This is a genomic window from Sphaerochaeta globosa str. Buddy (assembly GCF_000190435.1).
Classification (GTDB): Bacteria; Spirochaetota; Spirochaetia; order Sphaerochaetales; family Sphaerochaetaceae; genus Sphaerochaeta; species Sphaerochaeta globosa.
Map to the genome: position 1 here is coordinate 2,878,523 of NC_015152.1, position 18,047 is coordinate 2,896,569.

Consider the following 18,047-nt stretch of genomic DNA (forward strand, 5'->3'; position numbering starts at 1 on the left):
AGTAGACTTGCTCTGTTTCCATGTCAATCGTATCAACGGCCGCCTTTCTTGAACTCCAGTGGAGTGAGACCGAAACAACTCTTGAAAATCTTGCAGAAGTAACGATAGTCCTTGTACCCAACCATAAGGGCTACCTCTCCCACCTGCCGCTCCTTTTGTTGCAGCATCGCGGTGGCCATTCGCATTCGATACAAGGTGAGATATTCCAAAAAGGTATAACCGGTTCGTTCCTTGAACAGATTCGAAAGGGTTCTTTCGCTCAACCCCATGTGCTCGGCAATATCTCCTACGTTCAGATGCTCGGCATAGTGTTGCTCGATGATGGCGACCGCATCTTGGATGTATTGATCTCGATAATCTTTTGATAAACTGGCTTTACCTGGGACAAATCCCTCAGAGAGAGCTCTCAGCTGCTCCAATTCAAGGTCTTTTTCCCGTTCCTGTTTGCGGCTGTGAATCTCTTTGGCGGCCTTGGTGAGTACCGCTGCCAGCTCTTTGGGATCTATGGGCTTAAGAATGTAGCCCTTCACCCCGTGACTGAGAGCTTTCTGGGCATAGGAAAATTGCGCATGGCCGCTGATGATAATGCACTCACAATCGGGAAGCTGATCAGATAAAACGCCGATGAGCTCAAGACCATCCTTGCCTGGCATGGCGATATCGGTGACTAGGATATCAGGTTCTAGCTTAAGAGCTAGTTCTTGTGCATCGATACCGTTGTCGGCCTCTGCGATGACGACCATGCCCAAAGCCTTCCAATCGGTAGTGAGAATTAGCCCCTTTCTCAGTATATTCTCATCCTCAGCTACCAATACCTTCAACCTTTCTTCCATTGCAGTACCTCTTGCTGTATGCGAATCGTAATGGTAGTTCCCTTGCCCACATCGGATCTGATGAAGAATTCACAAGCACTGCCATAGTTCAACGTAAGTCGCCTCTGAACATTCTGCAGCCCGGTACCCTCCTGCATTGCATCAATGATTTCACGATAGGATGCCATGCCTTTTGCCCTCTCACTCTCCATGCCGACCCCGTCATCGGAAATCGTGAATAGTATTGCAGCATCCTCGCGCTTTGTACCGATGGTCAGCCTCCCTTTTCCCCGTTTCTTCTCAAGTCCATGCATAAGAGCATTCTCAACGAGAGGCTGGAGAAGAAAGCGGGGAATCGTGAGTGAGTTAAGCGTTGAATCAATATCACACTCGACTGACAAACGCTCGCCCATTCTTCGTTGCTGCAAAGCTAGGTAGTGGGAAACAATGGCCAGTTCCTCTTCGAGAGTGATCATACCTTCGGCCAAATCGAGCGTACTCCTGAGCAAAAGACCCAGCTCAACAATTGTGGCGGAAGCTTCCTCGCTTTGGTTAAGCAGAATGTACCATTTGACCAACTCCAAACAGTTGAAAATAAAGTGCGGCCTAGTCTGGGCCTGTAATGCCTTAATCTGGGCAGTCCTGAGGCTCTGCTCCTTCTGCTGGTTGGTCAGTAACAGCCGTTCCATGTTCATTACCATCTCGTTCACCGATTCACCGAGCACGCCAAATTCATCGTTGCCGATGATGTGCGTTCGAGCAGAAAAGTCTCCCTCGCTAACACGCTTCAAGCATGCAACCACCTCATCCAACGGCTTGGATGCTTTTCGGCTGTATCGATAGGCAAGATAAAAACATAAGAGTGTCATGAGTGTTCCCAGCGATATGCTGATGGTAGCCACAATGGATGTAATTTCATCAATCTGGGCCAACGGATAAAGAGAAACTAACGAGAACGCAAGAGCTCTATCATTCTGGATAGAGAATTGATAACGCTGGCCGTCGTTGATGGAAACAGGGGTATGGATGCTTAGGCTGCTCTGACGTATAAAATCTAGCTCTTCATCAGTAAAAATTCCGTTGAGTATCCGACTGCTTGTCTTATGCTCGTCGAGTATAGCCACATAGGGAAAGTGGGCGGTAGAGTGAGTATCCAAAATATCCTTTAGTTGCTCATATCCAATATCGAGAATAATGAAACCCTCAAAGGAAGCTTGCTTGACATGTCTTGCAAGACTGAATATTCGTCCCAGACTATCCTGAGAGGCGTGTAGATATAACACTGCCTCACCTTGGGTTAGAAAGGCTTTGCGAAGGACACCCCAGTTACGATAGGACTCTTGGGTATATTCGATGGGTGTTTCTACAGAATTCAGACGTACGTGACCATCAAGTGATACTACATGGACTGCAGGCTTGAGGTGACGTGCAGTAAGCAACAGGAAAAGGGCATTATAAAGATTGGTTTGTTGTTCTTGGGAAATTTGCGAAGCATACAGAGGAAGAAAGGTTTGGTCGGTGGCAATTGCATCCAATACAGTCAAGGTGTCACCAACCAGTCCCTGCAGTTGAAGAAAGAGACGATCATTCACTTCCACAGTTGTTGAACGTACCCGATCAAGCAGAATATTGCGTACAAGAGAGTATGCCAGCGGACCGATAATTACCAACGGCAGCACGCCGATAAGCAGGTAAGAAATCAGGAGCTGTGAAAAGAACTTTCTGACTCGTCGTTGCACGCCTGCTCTCCCAGTAGATTTCGAATGAACCTAGTATACCATGGGAAAAGCGCTTTGTTAGTGACAAGAATATCCTGATACGGCATGTGGTCGACACAGTGCAGAGATGAAAAACAGCCACCGGCTTCCTCAACCAACACCTTCCCTGCGGCATAATCATGATACTTGAGCTTAAACTCGACAAAAGCCTCAACACGCCCCATGGCCACATAGCACAAATGAAGCGCTGCCGAACCAAAGTCACGCACATCCCCACCCTCTCGGCAGAGAAGTTCATAGATTTTCAAGTGGGAAGGGATGAGAGAGGGAACGCGTAAGGGAGGAGGTGCAATACTCACTGCATCGGCAATGGAAGCAACCGAAGAGATGTGAATCGCCTTACTATTCAAGAAGGCTCCACAGCCCTGTGCGGCATAGAAGAGTTCGTTACTTTGGGGAGAGAACACCACGCCGATTACCGGGTGTGAATCCTGAGCCTCGTAGGCAATGCTGATGGTATAGCCGGGGATACCGTGGACAAGGTTGTTTGTCCCGTCTATGGGATCAACTATCCAGGTCCCTCCATTACCATACTCAATCAGGCCTTCTTCCTCACCAAGGAAGTTATCCAAAGGAAATGAGTGATGGATTATATCGCGAATCAGACGCTCGCTGGCAGTGTCCAGATGAGTGACCACATCGCTCTTTCCTTTTACCAGGAAGGCGATATCAGTCAGGTTGGAAGCAAGAATCATTTCACCGGCCATTTTAGCTGCACCACAGGCGATTTTCAGACGATCTTCGAAACAAGATACCGTCATACCACGCTCCCTTTACCCTTGGTCAGAGTGTTGAAAACCAGCAAGCTGATAATAGTAGCAAATGTAAGAATTGAGGCAAGCGCTGCTGCAGTTCCGTACCCGTCCTTCATAATCTCGGTGTAGATTGCCACAGAGATGGTTCCTGTCCTGCCCGAGTAAAGAATGAGGGTAGAACTCAATTCATTGATGGTGGAAATCCAGCTGAGAATAGCTCCCGAGAGAACCCCGGGAAGCATTAATATGGCAGTAATCTTGAAGAAGGTCTTCATTGGGGAAACTCCAAGGTTAATTGAAGCCTCTTCACTACTGAGATCCAATTGATACAGAATGCCGGTACTTGAACGGATGATGTAGGGAATCTTGCGAATGGTGTAGCTGATGATTAAAATCGCAGCGGTTCCGGTGAGGACAAGCGGCGGCTTGTTGAAAGCCATAACCAAGATTATGCCCAATACAGAACCAGGAATGACATACGGTGACATGAGCACGAAGTCCAGAATGTTGGTTAAGTTCGATTTGCGTCTGACAATGACATAGGAGGTGAACATCCCGATGACAATCATGAATACCATAGCGATAGTGGAATAGAGGAACGTTCTTGCTATGTTCGCCGATAGCTTGAACCAAACAGAACGATAGCTCTCCAAACTAAAACCGGAAACAAAAAGAGGCCCTCGGGTTTTTATGAAGGACGTAACCATCGTCGTTATCTGAGGTGCTAAGGCACATAGTGCAATGAAGTAACAAAGGATGGTCAGCAGAATAAAAGGCAGCTTCTTGAGTTTTTTCACCGCTGGCGGACGAAGGCCAGACATGGAATAGGAGCGCTTGCCGATGGAAATTTTCTGTAGGAGCAGAACGGAAAGGGAAAAGAGAATAATAATTAAAATCCGTATTTGCACACGGGAGCTAGAAACCTTCAGAATTCGCTTTCTTCTTGAGAAACAGCTCCCGATATGAGATGTTTCGGGAGCACTCAATTCCCAAATTGATCAAAATATCCACTTTTTCAAGCTTTTCCTTAGGAGGATTCATCACGAATGAGAAGAGGTTGATGAAGCCTTCAATCGAGTCCCTGTCGAAGCTGGAATGGGCAAGAAAGAACCTCTTCAGATAGAAATGGATTCTGTTGACGCGTTCCATCGGGTTTTCCTTGTCTTGGAGCTTCTTAAGCTCTGCCGACTGGTAGGCCCTGCTTTGAAGGCCAAGTCCCTCAACAAGCTTTCTGTGGGAGCCTTCCTTGTCATGGATGAGCACCGAACCAGGCCTGATGTGATCCTTGAAGGATTCGTACGCCTTTCTCTGGGTTGGCTTTCCGTATCCCTCCAATGTGCAGAAAACATGATGGGAGTCGCAGGCGACGCCGATGCAGATCTGGTTTCTCGATATGCCTCTCAGCTTCTTTCCTTCCTGCATGACCAGATCCGAGGTGCGTACGGAATAGAAGGTCTCATCAAGGGTCACCTCACCCTCGAGGACGATGCCCTCCTGGTATTCCTGGACAAGGAGGAATACCTTCTCAAGCCAGAATCGGGACGTGGTTATGGCGTTCTTGTTGTTCCATGAGTCCGCACGCAGGCTTACATAGGAAAACAAGTTGTACAGATACTCTATCCATTCGCTGATTGGTATCTTGTGCCCGTCGAAGACCGTTTCAGTAAGCACGGTGAATTTCCTGTAGCAGGCATTGCATCGGTACATCTGCACACCATTTGCCGACAGTCCGGCCTTCTTAATGTCACTGGATCCGCACAGCCTGCAACCAAAAGGAATCTTGCTGTTGAGGAACTCGGCTTCATTTGTTTCGGCTAAGGCATGGTGCCGCTCATGGTAATGACGCTCATGATGCTGCTTGATGAAAGCCTGGGAAGGAGTGATGTCTCCTTGTTCATCCCAGGGCGTGGAACGCCGGGATGTGCTGTGCTGATCTGGTTTCATAGGTGGTGGCCTCTTGAAGAACCAAGCTTTGAAGCTGCATCAAGGGCCACCACGCTCCAAATGCAGCCTCTCCGCCGGATTCATGGATATTCTACCATGATTCGGCGTCCCTTCCTATTCACTGGTCAGCTCCCGTGTGCAAATACGGATTTTTAATAATTACGCTCAGCGTGCTCGCCATAGTTGCATTGCCGCCGATTTCACTCATATATTCCTCATAAACAAGAACAGGAAGAACCTTATAACCCTCTCCGATGAGCATCGGAGTCCCTAAATCTGCCAGACTTGTCATAAATACTACTACCGCTCCGGCTGTGATTGTGGGCATGATTAAGGGAAACGTAACCGTCAGAAGCTTCTTCAGTCCGTGAACACCTAAGTTCTCAGCTGCTTCCTCGAGAGAGCTGTCGAACGTCTGTAGCGCCCCTTGGACATACATATAAATAAAGGGAAACAACTTAAGGGTAAAAACAAGAATCAGACCGCGAAACCCATAGATGGTAGGAATCTCAATACCAATATGCCGTACTAGGTTTGTGATAAAACCATTTCGACCCAGCAACATAATCCACGAGTAGGCTCCAATGAAAGGAGGTGAAAGCAGGCTTATGATAACCATGGCATTGAGAATCTTTTTGCCTGGGATATTGAAGCGGGCAACTACATATCCCATTGGGACTCCCAGTAGTATCGCAAAGATTGTAGTGGTAATGGAAACAGCAAAGCTGTGTTTTAAAGTGTTGAAATAATAGGGAAGGCGGAAGAAGTCGACATAATTCACCAGTGACAGCTTTCCTGTATCGTTGGCGAGGAAACTGCGAGAGAGCATTCCGACCAGAGGGTAGACCAAGAAGAAAATTGCCAAGCCAAAGGCTGAAAGAATGACAAAGCCCCAGAAGCCGAATCTATTCAGACCTTTCTGCATCCAGTTAGGCTCTCTCATACCAGACTCTCCTTTCCATCGGAAGTGAAGAGGTTCACACTCTTGTGGTCAAAGGAGACATACACCACGTCTCCTGCTTGCTTGATGGCCAAACCCTCCTTCAAGTATTCGTTGACTTGGATTACACGCTCACCACCCAATTCGACTTCGTAGTTGATGAAATCACCTAGGAAGGTGGCAAATTGTATTCTACCAGGGATGCCGCCGTTGTCGGTAATCGACAGACTCGCCTCTTCGGGGCGAACAGCCAATATTGCCTCTCCTGTGTGCTGTTTCTTAAGCTTTATCGCGAAGGTATGCCCAAGCAGTGAGACAGCGTTTCCGACTACTGTACACGGAATGAAGCTAGAGATGCCGATGAAGTTGGAGACAAAGGTATTCTGTGGACGGGTGTAGATTTCCAAGGGTTTGTCGATTTGTTGAACGGTACCTAAGTTCATGACAGCGATGCGGTCACTCATCGCCAAGGCTTCTTCCTGATCGTGAGTAACATAAACGGTGGTGATATTCAGATTCTGCTGAATTTTCTTGATGACCGAGCGCATCTCAATGCGCAATTTGGCATCAAGGTTGGAGAGCGGCTCGTCCATCAACAATACGTCAGGCTTTATCACAATGGCACGAGCAAGAGCGATGCGCTGCTGTTGCCCTCCGGAGAGCTGTGAGGGCTGACGATCCTTGTACTCGCTCATTTTCACCAAACCCAAGACCTCTTCTACGTCCTTCTCGATATTCTCTTTTGTGTAGCCGCGGGCTTTCAGACCGTACGCTACGTTGTCAAAGACCGAGAGATGGGGGAAAATGGCATAGTTCTGGAACACCATGCCTGCATTTCGTTTGTATGCGGGAATCGAGTTGATTACCGTTTCCCCAAAACGTATTGTACCAGCCTCTATGCTATTAAAACCTGCAATCATCCTGAGCAACGTCGTCTTGCCGCAACCCGATGGTCCGAGCAGGGTAAAGAACTCGCCTTTTTTAATAGCGATGCTGACTCTGTCTATGGCAGTAAAGTCCCCATAGCGTTTGGTGACTTCTTCAATGAATAATGGCTGGCTCATGATGTAAAGCTCCTTTAGAAAGTGTGCCAGGCTTCTGACTGAAGCCTGGCAAGAGATAGGCATTAGCGACCTACAATCAAATTCTTCCACTGGTTCATGATGCGGTCCTTGTTCTGGCCGACCCAAACCGTGTCGTAAGGAATATCGCCGAGTTTGTCGTTTGGAATCATGATGGAGGGCAACTCGATGTCGGTACGTACAGTACGACGATTGAGATTTCCCATTAGAACCTGGACATCCTTACTAAGGATGAAGTCAACAAACTTTTGGGCGTTCTCTAGGTTCTTTGCACCCTTTACGATAGCAATAGGACTGGGAACCTTGGAAGAGCCTTCTACGGGATAGACAACTTTAAGGTTTGCACCAGCTCTCTCATACTTGAGAGCGGCTTCCTCATAGGTGATTCCCACAGCATATTCACCGTCAGCAACGCCTTTGAAAGTGCCCGATGAAGAACCGAGCAACTTACCGTCAAGGTTGGTAACAAAGTTTTTCATGTAGGTCCAACCAACTTCATTGTCTCCTCCCATAGAGAGCAACTGGATGATAAGAGCCATGAAGGAAGAGCCTGAACGGGCCGGATCGGCATGAGCAATTCTTCCTTTGAATTTGGGATTAAGTAGGTCAGCCCAACCCTTGGGAGCATCGGCTTCAGCCACCAGCTTTGGATTATAGATTATTACCATCGGGTCGATGGTAGTACCATGCCAGCGATTACCCGGGTCTCGGGTAACGGGCAGAACCTTGTCCATGTGCGCATGGGAATATGGCTCGAGGAGTTCAACAATAACTTGATAGGAGTCAGAACCACCACCCCAAAGTACGTCAGAGAGTGGGTTGTCTTTCTCAGCACGGATTCTGGAAACCAGTTCACCAGTTCCAGCACCAACAAGATTGACTTTTATGCCAGTTCTGTCCTGGAATTCCTTGATAATGGGGTCTGTCCAGTCAGCTGCGTGGGAATAGTAGAGAGTCAGCTCATTCGAAACAGGCTTTGCCTCAGGCTGTGCTGCAGAGAAGAGGCTGATCGTTGAGATCAGCAGAATTGCGGCGAGTAACACCAATGCTTTCTTCATAGTTTTCTCCTTTTGGATCACACAAGGTAATCTAGTTCTATTCTAGAACTGGTTTTGTGTGCCCACAAGGCGAGAATACGGCAATCATGTCGACAGATTCGAAATGTCAAACTTCTAGCATCCGGTTCACAAACAGGATATAAAGAACGTATCGGAGGCCGCTGTGTTCTACTACCTTGTCAAACTAACCCTCTCTGCATCCCTGATCGTTGCTGTCAGTGAGATTGCCAAACGAAGTTCTTTCGTTGGGGCACTCATCGCTTCGTTGCCGCTTACATCCTTGCTTGCCTTGATTTGGATGTACCTGGAAAAGACGGAAACACAGGCGATTGCCGATCTTTCCCGTTCGATTTTCTGGCTCGTACTGCCTTCTCTGGCATTCTTTTTGCTCTTCCCTGCCCTGCTTTCCAAAGGTCTGCATTTCTGGGCGAGCCTGGGCATATCGGTTTCAGCAACCATAGTCCTGTACGGCGCTCTTGTGTGGGTGTTGCGCTTGTTTCATGTAACGTTGTAGCAGAGATCCTAGTTCCGGGGTGTCAGCATATTTTTCTGGATAATAGCCTCAACCTCCAGGGGCTTGGAGAAGTAATAACCCTGCAGCTTGTCACAATCGTGTTCACTGAGATACTGCAGTTGCTCCTCGGTCTCCACGCCTTCAGCAAGGGCTTCAATTCCCAGATTCTTTGCTATCTGGATAATGCTCTTGATAAGGGCCATATCCTTCTCTGAGCCGGTGCTGATGCCCCGTACGAATTCAATATCGATTTTCAGCTGATCAATGGGATAGGTCTTCAGTCTACTGAAGGACGAGTGTCCGGTTCCAAAGTCGTCAATGGCTATTGAAAGACCAAGTTCTTTCAATTCAATCAGGCGCTGCAGCAGAATCGGTTCGTCCAAGAAGTTGGCACTCTCGGTAATCTCTATTTGCACGCAAGAGACATCAACATCCGTGCGAACCAGTATTTCCTGGATTTTCTCTACAATACGGGAATCCTTTAGTTGTATCAGGGAGAGATTGACCGACATGGTCAGCCTTTCCGTAAACTGACTCGTAAAGGAAACAAGCTGATTGCAGGCTTCTTCAAGAACAAACAAACCGATGGGGCGGATGAGGCCGGTTTGCTCGGCGAGAGGAATGAAACTCAAGGGAGGAATCAGGCCGTACTCTGGGTTGTTCCAACGCACGAGGGCTTCAAACCCACAGACCTTGCGGGTTTTTGTGTCTACCTGGGGTTGGTACATAACATACAATTCGCCTTTATCAAGGGCCCTATAGAGGCTGTTTGTCAGTCGCAGCCTCTTTGTTGTCTGCTCCTTCATTTCCTCGTCGCAATATACTACCTGATTCTTTCCCTTCGCCTTGGCAGAGTACATGGCAATATCGGCATTCATGATCAGGGTTTCGGCGTCGTTGCCATCAGTCGGATACATCGAAACTCCGATGCTGGCGGGAAGAAAGTATTCCTCAGTTTCGATGACAATAGGATGCTTGAGCGCCTTCATGATCTGTCTGGTCACCTGCAGGATATCAGTTTCCTTTCGCCTTTTTATTTGCATAAGGAATTCATCGCCGCCAAATCGGGCTATCACATCATCCTTGTCCAAGACTGATGCAAGCACATGGGCAATTTTCTTCAGTACCAAATCACCGGTGGCATGCCCGGCGGTGTCGTTGATGGATTTGAAGGAATCAAAATCGAGAAAGAGAAGTCCGATCAACTGCCCATTTTTTGATGACTGAGCAATCGCCAGATCAACTTGCTCAATGAAATAGTCTCGATTGGGGAGATTGGTAAGTGAGTCATAAAAAGCCATGGTATAGAGCTTTTCCTGTGATTGCTCAAGTTCAACACGTTGGGAGTCCATGTGGGAGATGTACCATTCAGAGCGTTGCTCATATTCCATGATGAGATAGACGAGCAACAACACTCCGATATAGGAGATAATGCCTGGAATGGGAGCCGCGGAGTTTGTTCTCAGGAGAAATAGCAAGGAGGAAACAAGATTTGCACCGTTTACCAGAAGCGCCGCAATAACGCCGGTTCTCTTTGCGCGTAGGACGAGATAGATGGATATAAACATCTGCATCTGGGTGATGATACCCCTAAAGGTCGACTCTTGGAGGTTGAACAAGCCAAGCAGGCTTGCATCTACTGCCAACCGGACCTGTACTACTGATAAGAGTACATACAGGGCTACTCCGATAAAGGTGATGGTATAACGAGAATTGGAGTCCAATCCTACAACCACGGGGTTTCTGCTTCGCAACGCTTGGGAAAAGAGAACTATAGGCACGACAAGAATGATCGGTCCAAGTTGAGGCAATTCAAAACCGAGTGCAGGCAGAAGCACGTCGGTTACTGAACCGACAAGAAAGGCAATGACCAGCGAGTATAAAATCTGTTTTCTCTGTTTCTGTTCCCGCGTTGTTTTCCAGCTGAACAGGAGATAGACACTCGCAATCGTGTACCCAATATAGTAGGCATAGAAGATGTAATCCCAGAAGGTATCGACAGTAGAAAGAGCATACCCAAAGCGGGTGAATTTCAAGTCGTAGGTATAGAGGCCTAGGGGAAGTCCGAAGACCAGTATCATCAATACGGTGGGGATAAACAGCAGGTAATAGTTGCGATAGGGCCTGTTTGTGAGGCGAAGAATAAACAGAAGAAGAATTGCATAGAGGTTTCCCCATCCAAAGGCGGAGATGCGATACCCCCATTGTGCAATAGACTCCGAGGAAGCGATGGTGGACATGGTTAATCCAAGCGTCCAGAGAATGAGCGAGACTACCAAAGCAAAGAACGCTTGGTGAACAGCTGATTTTCGGTCATTCTGTACAACCAGAATTCCGCTTACCAGGGAGACAATACATACGGTGATGAAAAGCATGGCAAACAACGATGTACTGAGCAAAGACTTTTCTCCCTTAGCCTACCGATACTTGCTATCGACTCCTTAATAGTAATGTACATATGGGTGTGTTGCAATGGGGGAAGGATTTGTATCTTTTTATCATGTTTATATATATCCAACTTTCATCGGCCTTTCGCTGTTTATAGTGGGTAGCTCTACATGATTGGCTGCAGGGGAAGGGACAATTCTCCACAGACGAAGTAGATCATATTCATGAAGTTCCTCATGTTCCTGAAGCCTCTCGCACGGCTCTTGATGATGCTTATCTTCGAGTTGAACCCCTCCAGGATTGCATTGGTCCTCAGGGTCTGGAAGTAGTTGAGAATCTCCACCGCATTCCTGGTCAGGCACTGTGCAAACTTGCGGATTTCCATGACCGCCGAGTTGGCGAATCTGATGGCCAGCCGCTCAAAGTCAGACACCATGTCCTCGTCATAGGCCTTGTGGGTCTCATAGAAATCCTGCAGCTCAAGACGGCAGCTGTAGGCCTGGACCGTATCCAGATATTCGACCTGGAGCAGTTGGCCGAGCCGCTCCCGCTGCCTGTCGGTGAGGTTGTCGGGGTTCTTCAGCCAGATGTACCGCGTCTCTTTCAGGTCCTTTGTCTTTGCGGCGTTCTTGCTGCGCATTTCCCGTTTCCTGGTATTGTCCACCGCATCCGAACAATTCTTGACCACATGGAACTTGTCCACGGTGACGACGGCCTCGGGAAAGCTCTCCCCCAGGACGCTGCGGTAGCCGTGGATCATGTCGCTGGTGGCAACCTTCACCTGCCCGGGTTTTCCGTCCTTCTCCTTGAAACGCTCAAGAAAACGTTTCACGGCATCCTTGTCTTTTCCTTCCGTCACAAAGAGTACCCTCGCTTTCCCCGCCTGCCTGCGCCTTCCAGCCTCATCGGTGACGACATCGGGATGGGAGAGGAATACCGTGATGTAGTTGTGACCCTTGTGGCTGTACTCGTCCACCCCTATCGCACTGACATCCGAGAAGTCCTGGTCCTTGAGGGCCTCCCCCACATGGTAATCGATCAGGCGCCACAGCTTGGTGTCGTGCTCCCCGATCTCCCGGGCAACCGTCCTGACCGGCATATGCTTCACCAGGGTGAGTATCACCCCCTCCATCATCAAGGTGAAGCCGCTGCCGCTTCTTGCCCAGGGCACCGGGACGGTCCTCACCTTGCCGTCGGGCGTGATGATCCTGGGAACCCTCGCCGTGATGTAGCAGCGATACTGGAAGAAATTAAGATGCCTCCAGGTTCTCTCCCGTGTGTCGTGGACCTTGCAGCCCTGGTCGAAGCCTGGACACGGGAAACTCGACCCTTCCTCAAAATCGATCCGTATGTGGAGTTCCAACAGCGTTGGCTGCTTCTCGGACGGAACCATCTCCAGTGAAGTGATGCGCCAAGGTTCCTCAAGGCCCAATCCGAGGCTGAAAAGTTTCTGAATATGCGGATCGATCATCTGCTTTGCTCCTTGCTCTAAACATAGCAAATTACCCTCTATTCATGAATACCCAATTGAGTCTTACCCACCAGAAACAGCGAATAACCCTTTCATCTTTGTATTATTTCTTACGTAAAAGTAGATTCAACCACCTTTCATCTTCCCTTCCCACTCTCATATCCTGGGAGTTTTTAAGCTCAATAAGCTCAAAGAGGGAGAGCTCAGAAAGAAGAGATTTGAAGCCATCAGACGTAAAACAGGAAAAACTTCTTCCTTCTTGGGAGAAGTCAGCTTCACGGTCCTTGAAGGAACAGTAAAGCAAGCCCTGCGGTTTAAGAGCCCGGTGCAGAAGGACAAACACAGAAGGTAACTCAGTATTGGGTACATGCAAGAGCGAAGCACAAGCCCAAATACCATCGAAGGCTCCTTCATAGTCCATTTCTTGAAAGGAGAGCCGTCGAACATCCAAACCGGTGAGGTTTCGTGCATGCTCAACCATCGCAATACTATTGTCGAAGGCTTCAACCGAGTACCCTCTCTTCAGAAACTCAAGACTGTCACGCCCGCTCCCGCAGCCGGCATCCAAAATGGAGGAACCTTCTACAAGATAGGGAAGAAACATCGAGTATTGCATGCTCATATCCACCGAGACGGTAGTACTGATATAGCTATCAGCATGCTTGTCATAGTAGTCCATCGCATAAGCCTCCGCCTTCTTTATTGTACTATGTAAGTAGTTCTATCAACAAGGAGGATCCTGGGGAAGATTAAAAAACGGCATGGTACAGATCAAAAGAGGGAGAACAAGGTCATAAGGAAATATTCCTTGCAAATTTTTAATCGGCTTACTTAGGTACAGAACGCAATCAGGATAATTGCCGGATATTTCTACATTGAGAACCAATCTGCGTTAGTTTTCCCTTTATCTGCAAAGAAAGCAAGGTACAATGCTCATGATAGTATTTTTCAAGAAACTAGCGGGTGTCAACCAAAGCAATTATCAGTAGAGAACTTACATAAAGCGTCGCTTCATTAGCACTGCACCATTGATTTTTAAATAAAGCAGAGTAGGAAAGGTAATAGCCCAAAAAAAACACCGTATTTGAACCAGTGATAGAATAACATCAGTGTTTTCCCCGCTCACGCGGGGGTGTTTCGAAAAGATCGTGTTTCTGTTCCAAGTATTGGGAGTTTTCCCCGCTCACGCGGGGGTGTTTCTTATTGACTAGTACAATGGAGGGAAGTTAAAACGTTTTCCCCGCTCACGCGGGGGTGTTGTATGCATGTTCATACCTGCTAAGTACAGAAAAGCCCGCCTCCCCAAAGGAAAGCGGGCTGAATAAACTAGAGAGAGTATTACCTACAGCAGTGATGCTGCAGCTTCGTACACCTTAACAGCGGTAATGCCGAAGAACTCATAGAGCTTCTCAGCAGGACCGGACTCACCAAAGCTGTGCATACCGATGACCTTGCCATCAAGACCGACATACTTGTACCAGAAATCAGTCCAGGCAGCTTCGACTGCAACGCGTGCTTTCACAGAAGCTGGAAGTACGGCTTCCTTGTAGGCTGCATCCTGCCTCTCAAAGACTTCAGGAGAGGGCATGGAGACTACACGAACAGCTTTGCCTTCGGAAGCAAGTTTCTTGCCTGCTTCCAGGGCGAGTGATACTTCACTACCGGTTCCGATGAGAATCACCTGCGGCTTTGCTGCAGACTCATAGAGAGTATAAGCTCCCTTGGAAATCTGAGCGAGCTGGGTTTCCGTTCTCTCCTGCGGAGCCAGATTCTGGCGGCTGAGCAACAGGGCTGTCGGGCCATCGGTCCGCTTGACTGCACTCTTCCAAGCGCAGGCGGTCTCAACGGCATCACAGGGTCTCCAGGTAGTCATGTTCGGAGTCATGCGCAGACTTGCAATCTGTTCGACCGGCTGGTGGGTGGGACCATCCTCGCCCAGGCCGATGGAATCATGGGTGAATACCATGACGTTGCGCAGTCCCATGAGAGCGGACATGCGAAGCGCATTGCGGGCATATTCCATGAACATCAAGAAGGTTGCACCGTAGGTAAGGAAGCCACCGTGAAGGGCCATGCCGTTGAGAACGGCAGTCATACCAAACTCACGAACACCAAAGCGCAGGTATGTGCCTTTGCCGGTTGTTACATCAAAGTCCTGTACACCCTTCCACTGGGTAAGGTTGGAGGGAGAGAGGTCAGCCGAACCGCCGGTGAGCTCGGGAAACAACTTGCCCAATACATCCAAGGTCATTTGGCTTGCCTTGCGGCTTGCTACCTTTACTTTATCAGCTTGCCACTGCTTCACCACTGCGTCGAAAGAAGCTTCCCAATCGGCAGGGAACTGACCATTGAGTCTTCTCTTCAGTTCAGCAGCTTCAGCAGGATAAGCCTTCTCGTAGGAAGCAAAGAGATCGTTCCACTTGTGCTCAAGCTTACCACCCCGTTCTGTCTGATCCCATGCCTTGTAGATTTCCTCGGGAACGAAGAACGGCTCGTCGTATTCCCAGCCGAGCTGCTTGCGGGCAAGAGTAACTTCATCGGAGCCAAGGGGTGCACCGTGACACGATTCCTTTCCACCCTTGTTGGGGGAGCCGTAGCCGATGGTGGTCTTGCACATGATCAGCGTGGGCTTGGAGGTCTCATATCTGGCAGCAGAAATAACTTTCTGGATTGCATCGGAGTCATGACCGTTGATGTCTTTGAACACCTGCCATCCGTATGCTTCAAAGCGCTTGGCAGTGTCGTCGGTCAACCAACCTTTTACTTCGCCATCGATGGAGATGCCATTGTTGTCGTAGATAGCAATAAGCTTTCCAAGCTTCCAGGTTCCAGCAAGGGAAGCAGCCTCATGGCTGATACCTTCCATAAGACATCCGTCACCAAGGAAGGTGTAGGTATAGTGGTTTACAACAGGAAAGCCTTCTTTGTTGAACTGGGCAGCAAGCATTTTTTCTGCCAAAGCCATACCAACAGCATTGGCAAGGCCCTGTCCAAGGGGTCCGGTAGTGGTCTCAACACCCGGAGTCAGTTTATATTCAGGGTGACCGGCTGTTCGGCTGTGAAGCTGTCTGAACTGCTTCAGGTCATCCAAACCCAAGTCATAGCCGCTCAAATGAAGCAGAGAATAGAGCAACATGGAAGCGTGACCATTGGAAAGGACAAAGCGGTCACGGTTAGCCCACTGAGGATTCTTGGGGTTGTGTGCCATAATTTTGCGCCACAGAACCTCGGCGATATCGGCCATTCCCATTGGGGCTCCGGGGTGTCCAGAGTTTGCTTTCTGCACACCATCCATACTTAATATACGGATTGCATCTGCAAGTTGATTCGTTTTCATCTATCCCTCCAAAAAGTGTCTATCGGTTAGGTATGAAATACCCCGGATTTGCAAAAAACCGGGGCATAATCTGTACTGACAAGATATCGCAGTATCGATATAAAGTCAAAAGTGTCAAATCTGTTTAATAGCCATAAGTTAAAACTTTGAGTGGGTCTAGATAACAAAAAGCCCAGTCTCTCAGAAAGCCGTTTTCTGACTTTTTGATCAATTGGACAAAAATATACGTTCAGGCCTAATCCAGAGAGAATGTTTTAATAATATTGACAACAGTATTAAACAAGTCTTTTGTGTGTTTTTCCATAAGCTGAAAAGCTTTCCCTCCATCTCCCTCAATAATTGCCTCACAAAACTGGATATGCTCACTGATATTTCGTTCCAGTCTCCATTCCATTGCAGTAATACCAACGCGCCAACGATGCCATTGCATATTGAGATTATTGATAATTGCTTCAGCTCTGGAATTATTGGCAATCTTATACGTAAGTGAATGGAAGGCGGCATTTACCTCACCCCACTCATTAAATAAATTTTTCGTGAATCCATTTCTTGCTTTATCTTCAAGATCAGTCATTTGTTTAATGGCTTTTCTCAATTTGGAAATATCTTTTTCTGTGCGAGTTTCTGCACAGTTTCTCATTACCATGCCTTCAATAGCAATTTTCAGTTCAAATATTTGCTGCAAGTCATCAACTGTGATGATTGTAACTTTTTTCCGTCCATTCTTATTTTCTAAAAGTCCATCTTGTTCGAGACGTCTCAAAGCTTCTCGTATCGGTGTCCGACTAATACCTAAGCTCGCGGATAATGTGGTTTCAGCGATGCTCTCACCCGGTTTATATTCGAAATCCAGAATCTTTTTCTTAATATTTGCATACGCTTGATCACATACTTTTCGTGAGGTATCATCCATATTGAACTATTTCCACCTTGTCTTGATTCATAAATCATAAAGACTTATTGACATGTTTTCAATACAGCCATGATATTCTGGATACAGAACCGTGGACTACTGACTACAATACTTGAAGTAATTGCACGTACCTGTTGTTCGAGATGTGCCATGGAAGCTTGAGCAAGAATAATCACATCGTAGTTTTTTTGTATTTCATGTATTGCTTTAAGGACATGTTTATCATGCCTTTCTGTATCGCGATTCTTTATTGCGACATATGCTTCATTACACACAATATTATCGATAAGAATATGTTTTTTCTGCCTTACGGCTTCATCCAATAATTTGTTTTTTGTTGGGATAACAGTACTTTCTGCAGTTGAGACAATCAACATCGAAGTCCCTATCCGAACAGATTCACAAATCATCAATTCATCAATAGTCACGAGTGGAATATCATATAAAGCCCTTGCAGCCACAACATACGGGGATAGGGTTGAGCATGTCACAGCGATTACATCCGGATGAGTTTTTTCTGCCGCATCTAAAAAACTATACAACCGTCTTTGATTCTCTTTTGAAAAATAGCCGCGTACTTCTGCATCACTTGCGAGAAAATCATCGAGCATATTGGTAATTTTCGTATCAGGAAGCAATTCCTTGAGTCCATTTGCAAATGACAAATACACGGTTGGTACGGTATGGATCAAAGCTATCCTGTTCATACATGCTTCTCCATGGGAAGTACTTCTATACAAAGTCCAAAGGGGAATACAAGCCAGTTTAATCCTTTTTCGAGAGACTTCGCACCATACTTGCTAGCCAACGAGAGGCACTTCTCTACATCATCCACCCGAATCCCAATATGATTCACAATTTCATGTCCCGGCACTCCTGGGAAATCACTTCTGGTGAGTTGGATTCCTTGATCAAACCAAATCTGAAAGATTCTATCCTCTTTCATCTCAGTCTTTCTCACGGTCATACCAAATACTGTTTCACAAAGATTAATTCCAAATTCAATGTCTTGTATCATCACTGCACAATGGTCGAGAACGCTTTTTATCATAATC

The 18,047-nt window shown here is 47.5% G+C and carries 16 protein-coding genes; 1 reads left to right on the top strand and 15 read right to left on the bottom strand.

Annotation, left to right across the window (positions count from 1 at the left end; all coding sequences use genetic code 11):
• Positions 1–32: 32 nt before the first annotated feature.
• The 8 genes from SPIBUDDY_RS13400 to SPIBUDDY_RS13435 form a co-directional block, all read right to left on the bottom strand.
• Positions 33–833: a response regulator transcription factor gene (locus tag SPIBUDDY_RS13400; RefSeq protein WP_013608307.1), complete on the bottom strand. Its 801-nt coding sequence runs from the start codon at positions 831–833 to the stop codon at positions 33–35.
• Positions 818–2,551: a sensor histidine kinase gene (locus tag SPIBUDDY_RS13405; protein ID WP_013608308.1), complete on the bottom strand. Its 1,734-nt coding sequence runs from the start codon at positions 2,549–2,551 to the stop codon at positions 818–820. Before SPIBUDDY_RS13405 ends, SPIBUDDY_RS13400 begins: the two co-directional genes overlap by 16 nt.
• Positions 2,512–3,351 carry an inositol monophosphatase family protein gene (locus tag SPIBUDDY_RS13410; RefSeq protein WP_013608309.1) on the bottom strand — a complete coding sequence of 280 codons (840 nt, stop codon included), beginning with the start codon at positions 3,349–3,351 and terminating at the stop codon, positions 2,512–2,514. The genes SPIBUDDY_RS13405 and SPIBUDDY_RS13410 overlap by 40 nt, the downstream gene beginning before the upstream one ends.
• Positions 3,348–4,253, bottom strand: a complete 906-nt coding sequence (locus tag SPIBUDDY_RS13415; protein WP_013608310.1) for an ABC transporter permease — start codon at positions 4,251–4,253, stop codon at positions 3,348–3,350. The genes SPIBUDDY_RS13410 and SPIBUDDY_RS13415 overlap by 4 nt, the downstream gene beginning before the upstream one ends.
• 7 nt (positions 4,254–4,260) lie before the next feature.
• Entirely contained in the window at positions 4,261–5,289 is a 1,029-nt protein-coding gene (locus SPIBUDDY_RS13420; protein ID WP_013608311.1) for an IS1/IS1595 family N-terminal zinc-binding domain-containing protein, read from the bottom strand.
• 118 nt (positions 5,290–5,407) lie between these two features.
• Entirely contained in the window at positions 5,408–6,232 is an 825-nt protein-coding gene (locus tag SPIBUDDY_RS13425) for an ABC transporter permease (RefSeq protein WP_013608312.1), read from the bottom strand.
• Positions 6,229–7,293, bottom strand: coding sequence for an ABC transporter ATP-binding protein (locus tag SPIBUDDY_RS13430; RefSeq protein WP_013608313.1), 1,065 nt, complete (start codon positions 7,291–7,293; stop codon positions 6,229–6,231). Before SPIBUDDY_RS13430 ends, SPIBUDDY_RS13425 begins: the two co-directional genes overlap by 4 nt.
• A gap of 62 nt (positions 7,294–7,355) precedes the next feature.
• Positions 7,356–8,369: an ABC transporter substrate-binding protein gene (locus SPIBUDDY_RS13435; RefSeq protein WP_013608314.1), complete on the bottom strand. Its 1,014-nt coding sequence runs from the start codon at positions 8,367–8,369 to the stop codon at positions 7,356–7,358.
• 163 nt (positions 8,370–8,532) lie between these two features.
• Here SPIBUDDY_RS13435 and SPIBUDDY_RS13440 point away from each other — a divergent pair, with 163 nt between their 5' ends.
• Positions 8,533–8,883 carry a DUF3147 family protein gene (locus SPIBUDDY_RS13440; RefSeq protein WP_013608315.1) on the top strand — a complete coding sequence of 117 codons (351 nt, stop codon included), beginning with the start codon at positions 8,533–8,535 and terminating at the stop codon, positions 8,881–8,883.
• Positions 8,884–8,891: 8 nt separating this feature from the next.
• On the opposite strand, the gene SPIBUDDY_RS15880 is transcribed toward SPIBUDDY_RS13440, so the two are convergent.
• From SPIBUDDY_RS15880 to SPIBUDDY_RS15885, 7 genes are all read right to left on the bottom strand, one after another.
• Positions 8,892–11,282 carry an EAL domain-containing protein gene (locus SPIBUDDY_RS15880; protein WP_013608316.1) on the bottom strand — a complete coding sequence of 797 codons (2,391 nt, stop codon included), beginning with the start codon at positions 11,280–11,282 and terminating at the stop codon, positions 8,892–8,894.
• 155 nt (positions 11,283–11,437) lie between these two features.
• On the bottom strand, positions 11,438–12,742 hold the full coding sequence (locus SPIBUDDY_RS13450) for an ISL3 family transposase (RefSeq protein ID WP_013605953.1): 1,305 nt from the start codon (positions 12,740–12,742) through the stop codon (positions 11,438–11,440).
• Between the two features lie 103 nt (positions 12,743–12,845).
• Entirely contained in the window at positions 12,846–13,421 is a 576-nt protein-coding gene (locus SPIBUDDY_RS13455; protein ID WP_013608317.1) for a class I SAM-dependent methyltransferase, read from the bottom strand.
• Between the two features lie 663 nt (positions 13,422–14,084).
• A complete protein-coding gene (gene tkt, locus SPIBUDDY_RS13460; protein WP_013608318.1) occupies positions 14,085–16,079 on the bottom strand; it encodes a transketolase in 1,995 nt (664 codons plus the stop codon).
• 235 nt (positions 16,080–16,314) lie between these two features.
• Positions 16,315–16,992 carry a GntR family transcriptional regulator gene (locus tag SPIBUDDY_RS13465; protein ID WP_013608319.1) on the bottom strand — a complete coding sequence of 226 codons (678 nt, stop codon included), beginning with the start codon at positions 16,990–16,992 and terminating at the stop codon, positions 16,315–16,317.
• Positions 16,993–17,036: 44 nt separating this feature from the next.
• Entirely contained in the window at positions 17,037–17,699 is a 663-nt protein-coding gene (locus SPIBUDDY_RS13470) for an aspartate/glutamate racemase family protein (RefSeq protein WP_013608320.1), read from the bottom strand.
• Positions 17,696–18,043, bottom strand: a complete 348-nt coding sequence (locus SPIBUDDY_RS15885) for a VOC family protein (RefSeq protein WP_013608321.1) — start codon at positions 18,041–18,043, stop codon at positions 17,696–17,698. Before SPIBUDDY_RS15885 ends, SPIBUDDY_RS13470 begins: the two co-directional genes overlap by 4 nt.
• Positions 18,044–18,047 lie beyond the last annotated feature (4 nt).

Bases quoted from the DNA above. Each gene is read 5' to 3' on its own strand.
- SPIBUDDY_RS13425 (WP_013608312.1), bottom strand. From the start codon at position 6,232: ATGAGAGAGCCTAACTGGATGCAGAAAGGTCTGAATAGATTCGGCTTC.
- SPIBUDDY_RS13455 (WP_013608317.1), bottom strand. From the start codon at position 13,421: ATGGACTACTATGACAAGCATGCTGATAGCTATATCAGTACTACCGTC.
- tkt (WP_013608318.1), bottom strand. From the start codon at position 16,079: ATGAAAACGAATCAACTTGCAGATGCAATCCGTATATTAAGTATGGAT.
- SPIBUDDY_RS13400 (WP_013608307.1), bottom strand. From the start codon at position 833: ATGGAAGAAAGGTTGAAGGTATTGGTAGCTGAGGATGAGAATATACTG.
- SPIBUDDY_RS13470 (WP_013608320.1), bottom strand. From the start codon at position 17,699: ATGAACAGGATAGCTTTGATCCATACCGTACCAACCGTGTATTTGTCA.
- SPIBUDDY_RS13420 (WP_013608311.1), bottom strand. From the start codon at position 5,289: ATGAAACCAGATCAGCACAGCACATCCCGGCGTTCCACGCCCTGGGAT.
- SPIBUDDY_RS13410 (WP_013608309.1), bottom strand. From the start codon at position 3,351: ATGACGGTATCTTGTTTCGAAGATCGTCTGAAAATCGCCTGTGGTGCA.
- SPIBUDDY_RS13450 (WP_013605953.1), bottom strand. From the start codon at position 12,742: ATGATCGATCCGCATATTCAGAAACTTTTCAGCCTCGGATTGGGCCTT.
- SPIBUDDY_RS13465 (WP_013608319.1), bottom strand. From the start codon at position 16,992: ATGGATGATACCTCACGAAAAGTATGTGATCAAGCGTATGCAAATATT.
- SPIBUDDY_RS13435 (WP_013608314.1), bottom strand. From the start codon at position 8,369: ATGAAGAAAGCATTGGTGTTACTCGCCGCAATTCTGCTGATCTCAACG.
- SPIBUDDY_RS13430 (WP_013608313.1), bottom strand. From the start codon at position 7,293: ATGAGCCAGCCATTATTCATTGAAGAAGTCACCAAACGCTATGGGGAC.
- SPIBUDDY_RS15885 (WP_013608321.1), bottom strand. From the start codon at position 18,043: ATGATAAAAAGCGTTCTCGACCATTGTGCAGTGATGATACAAGACATT.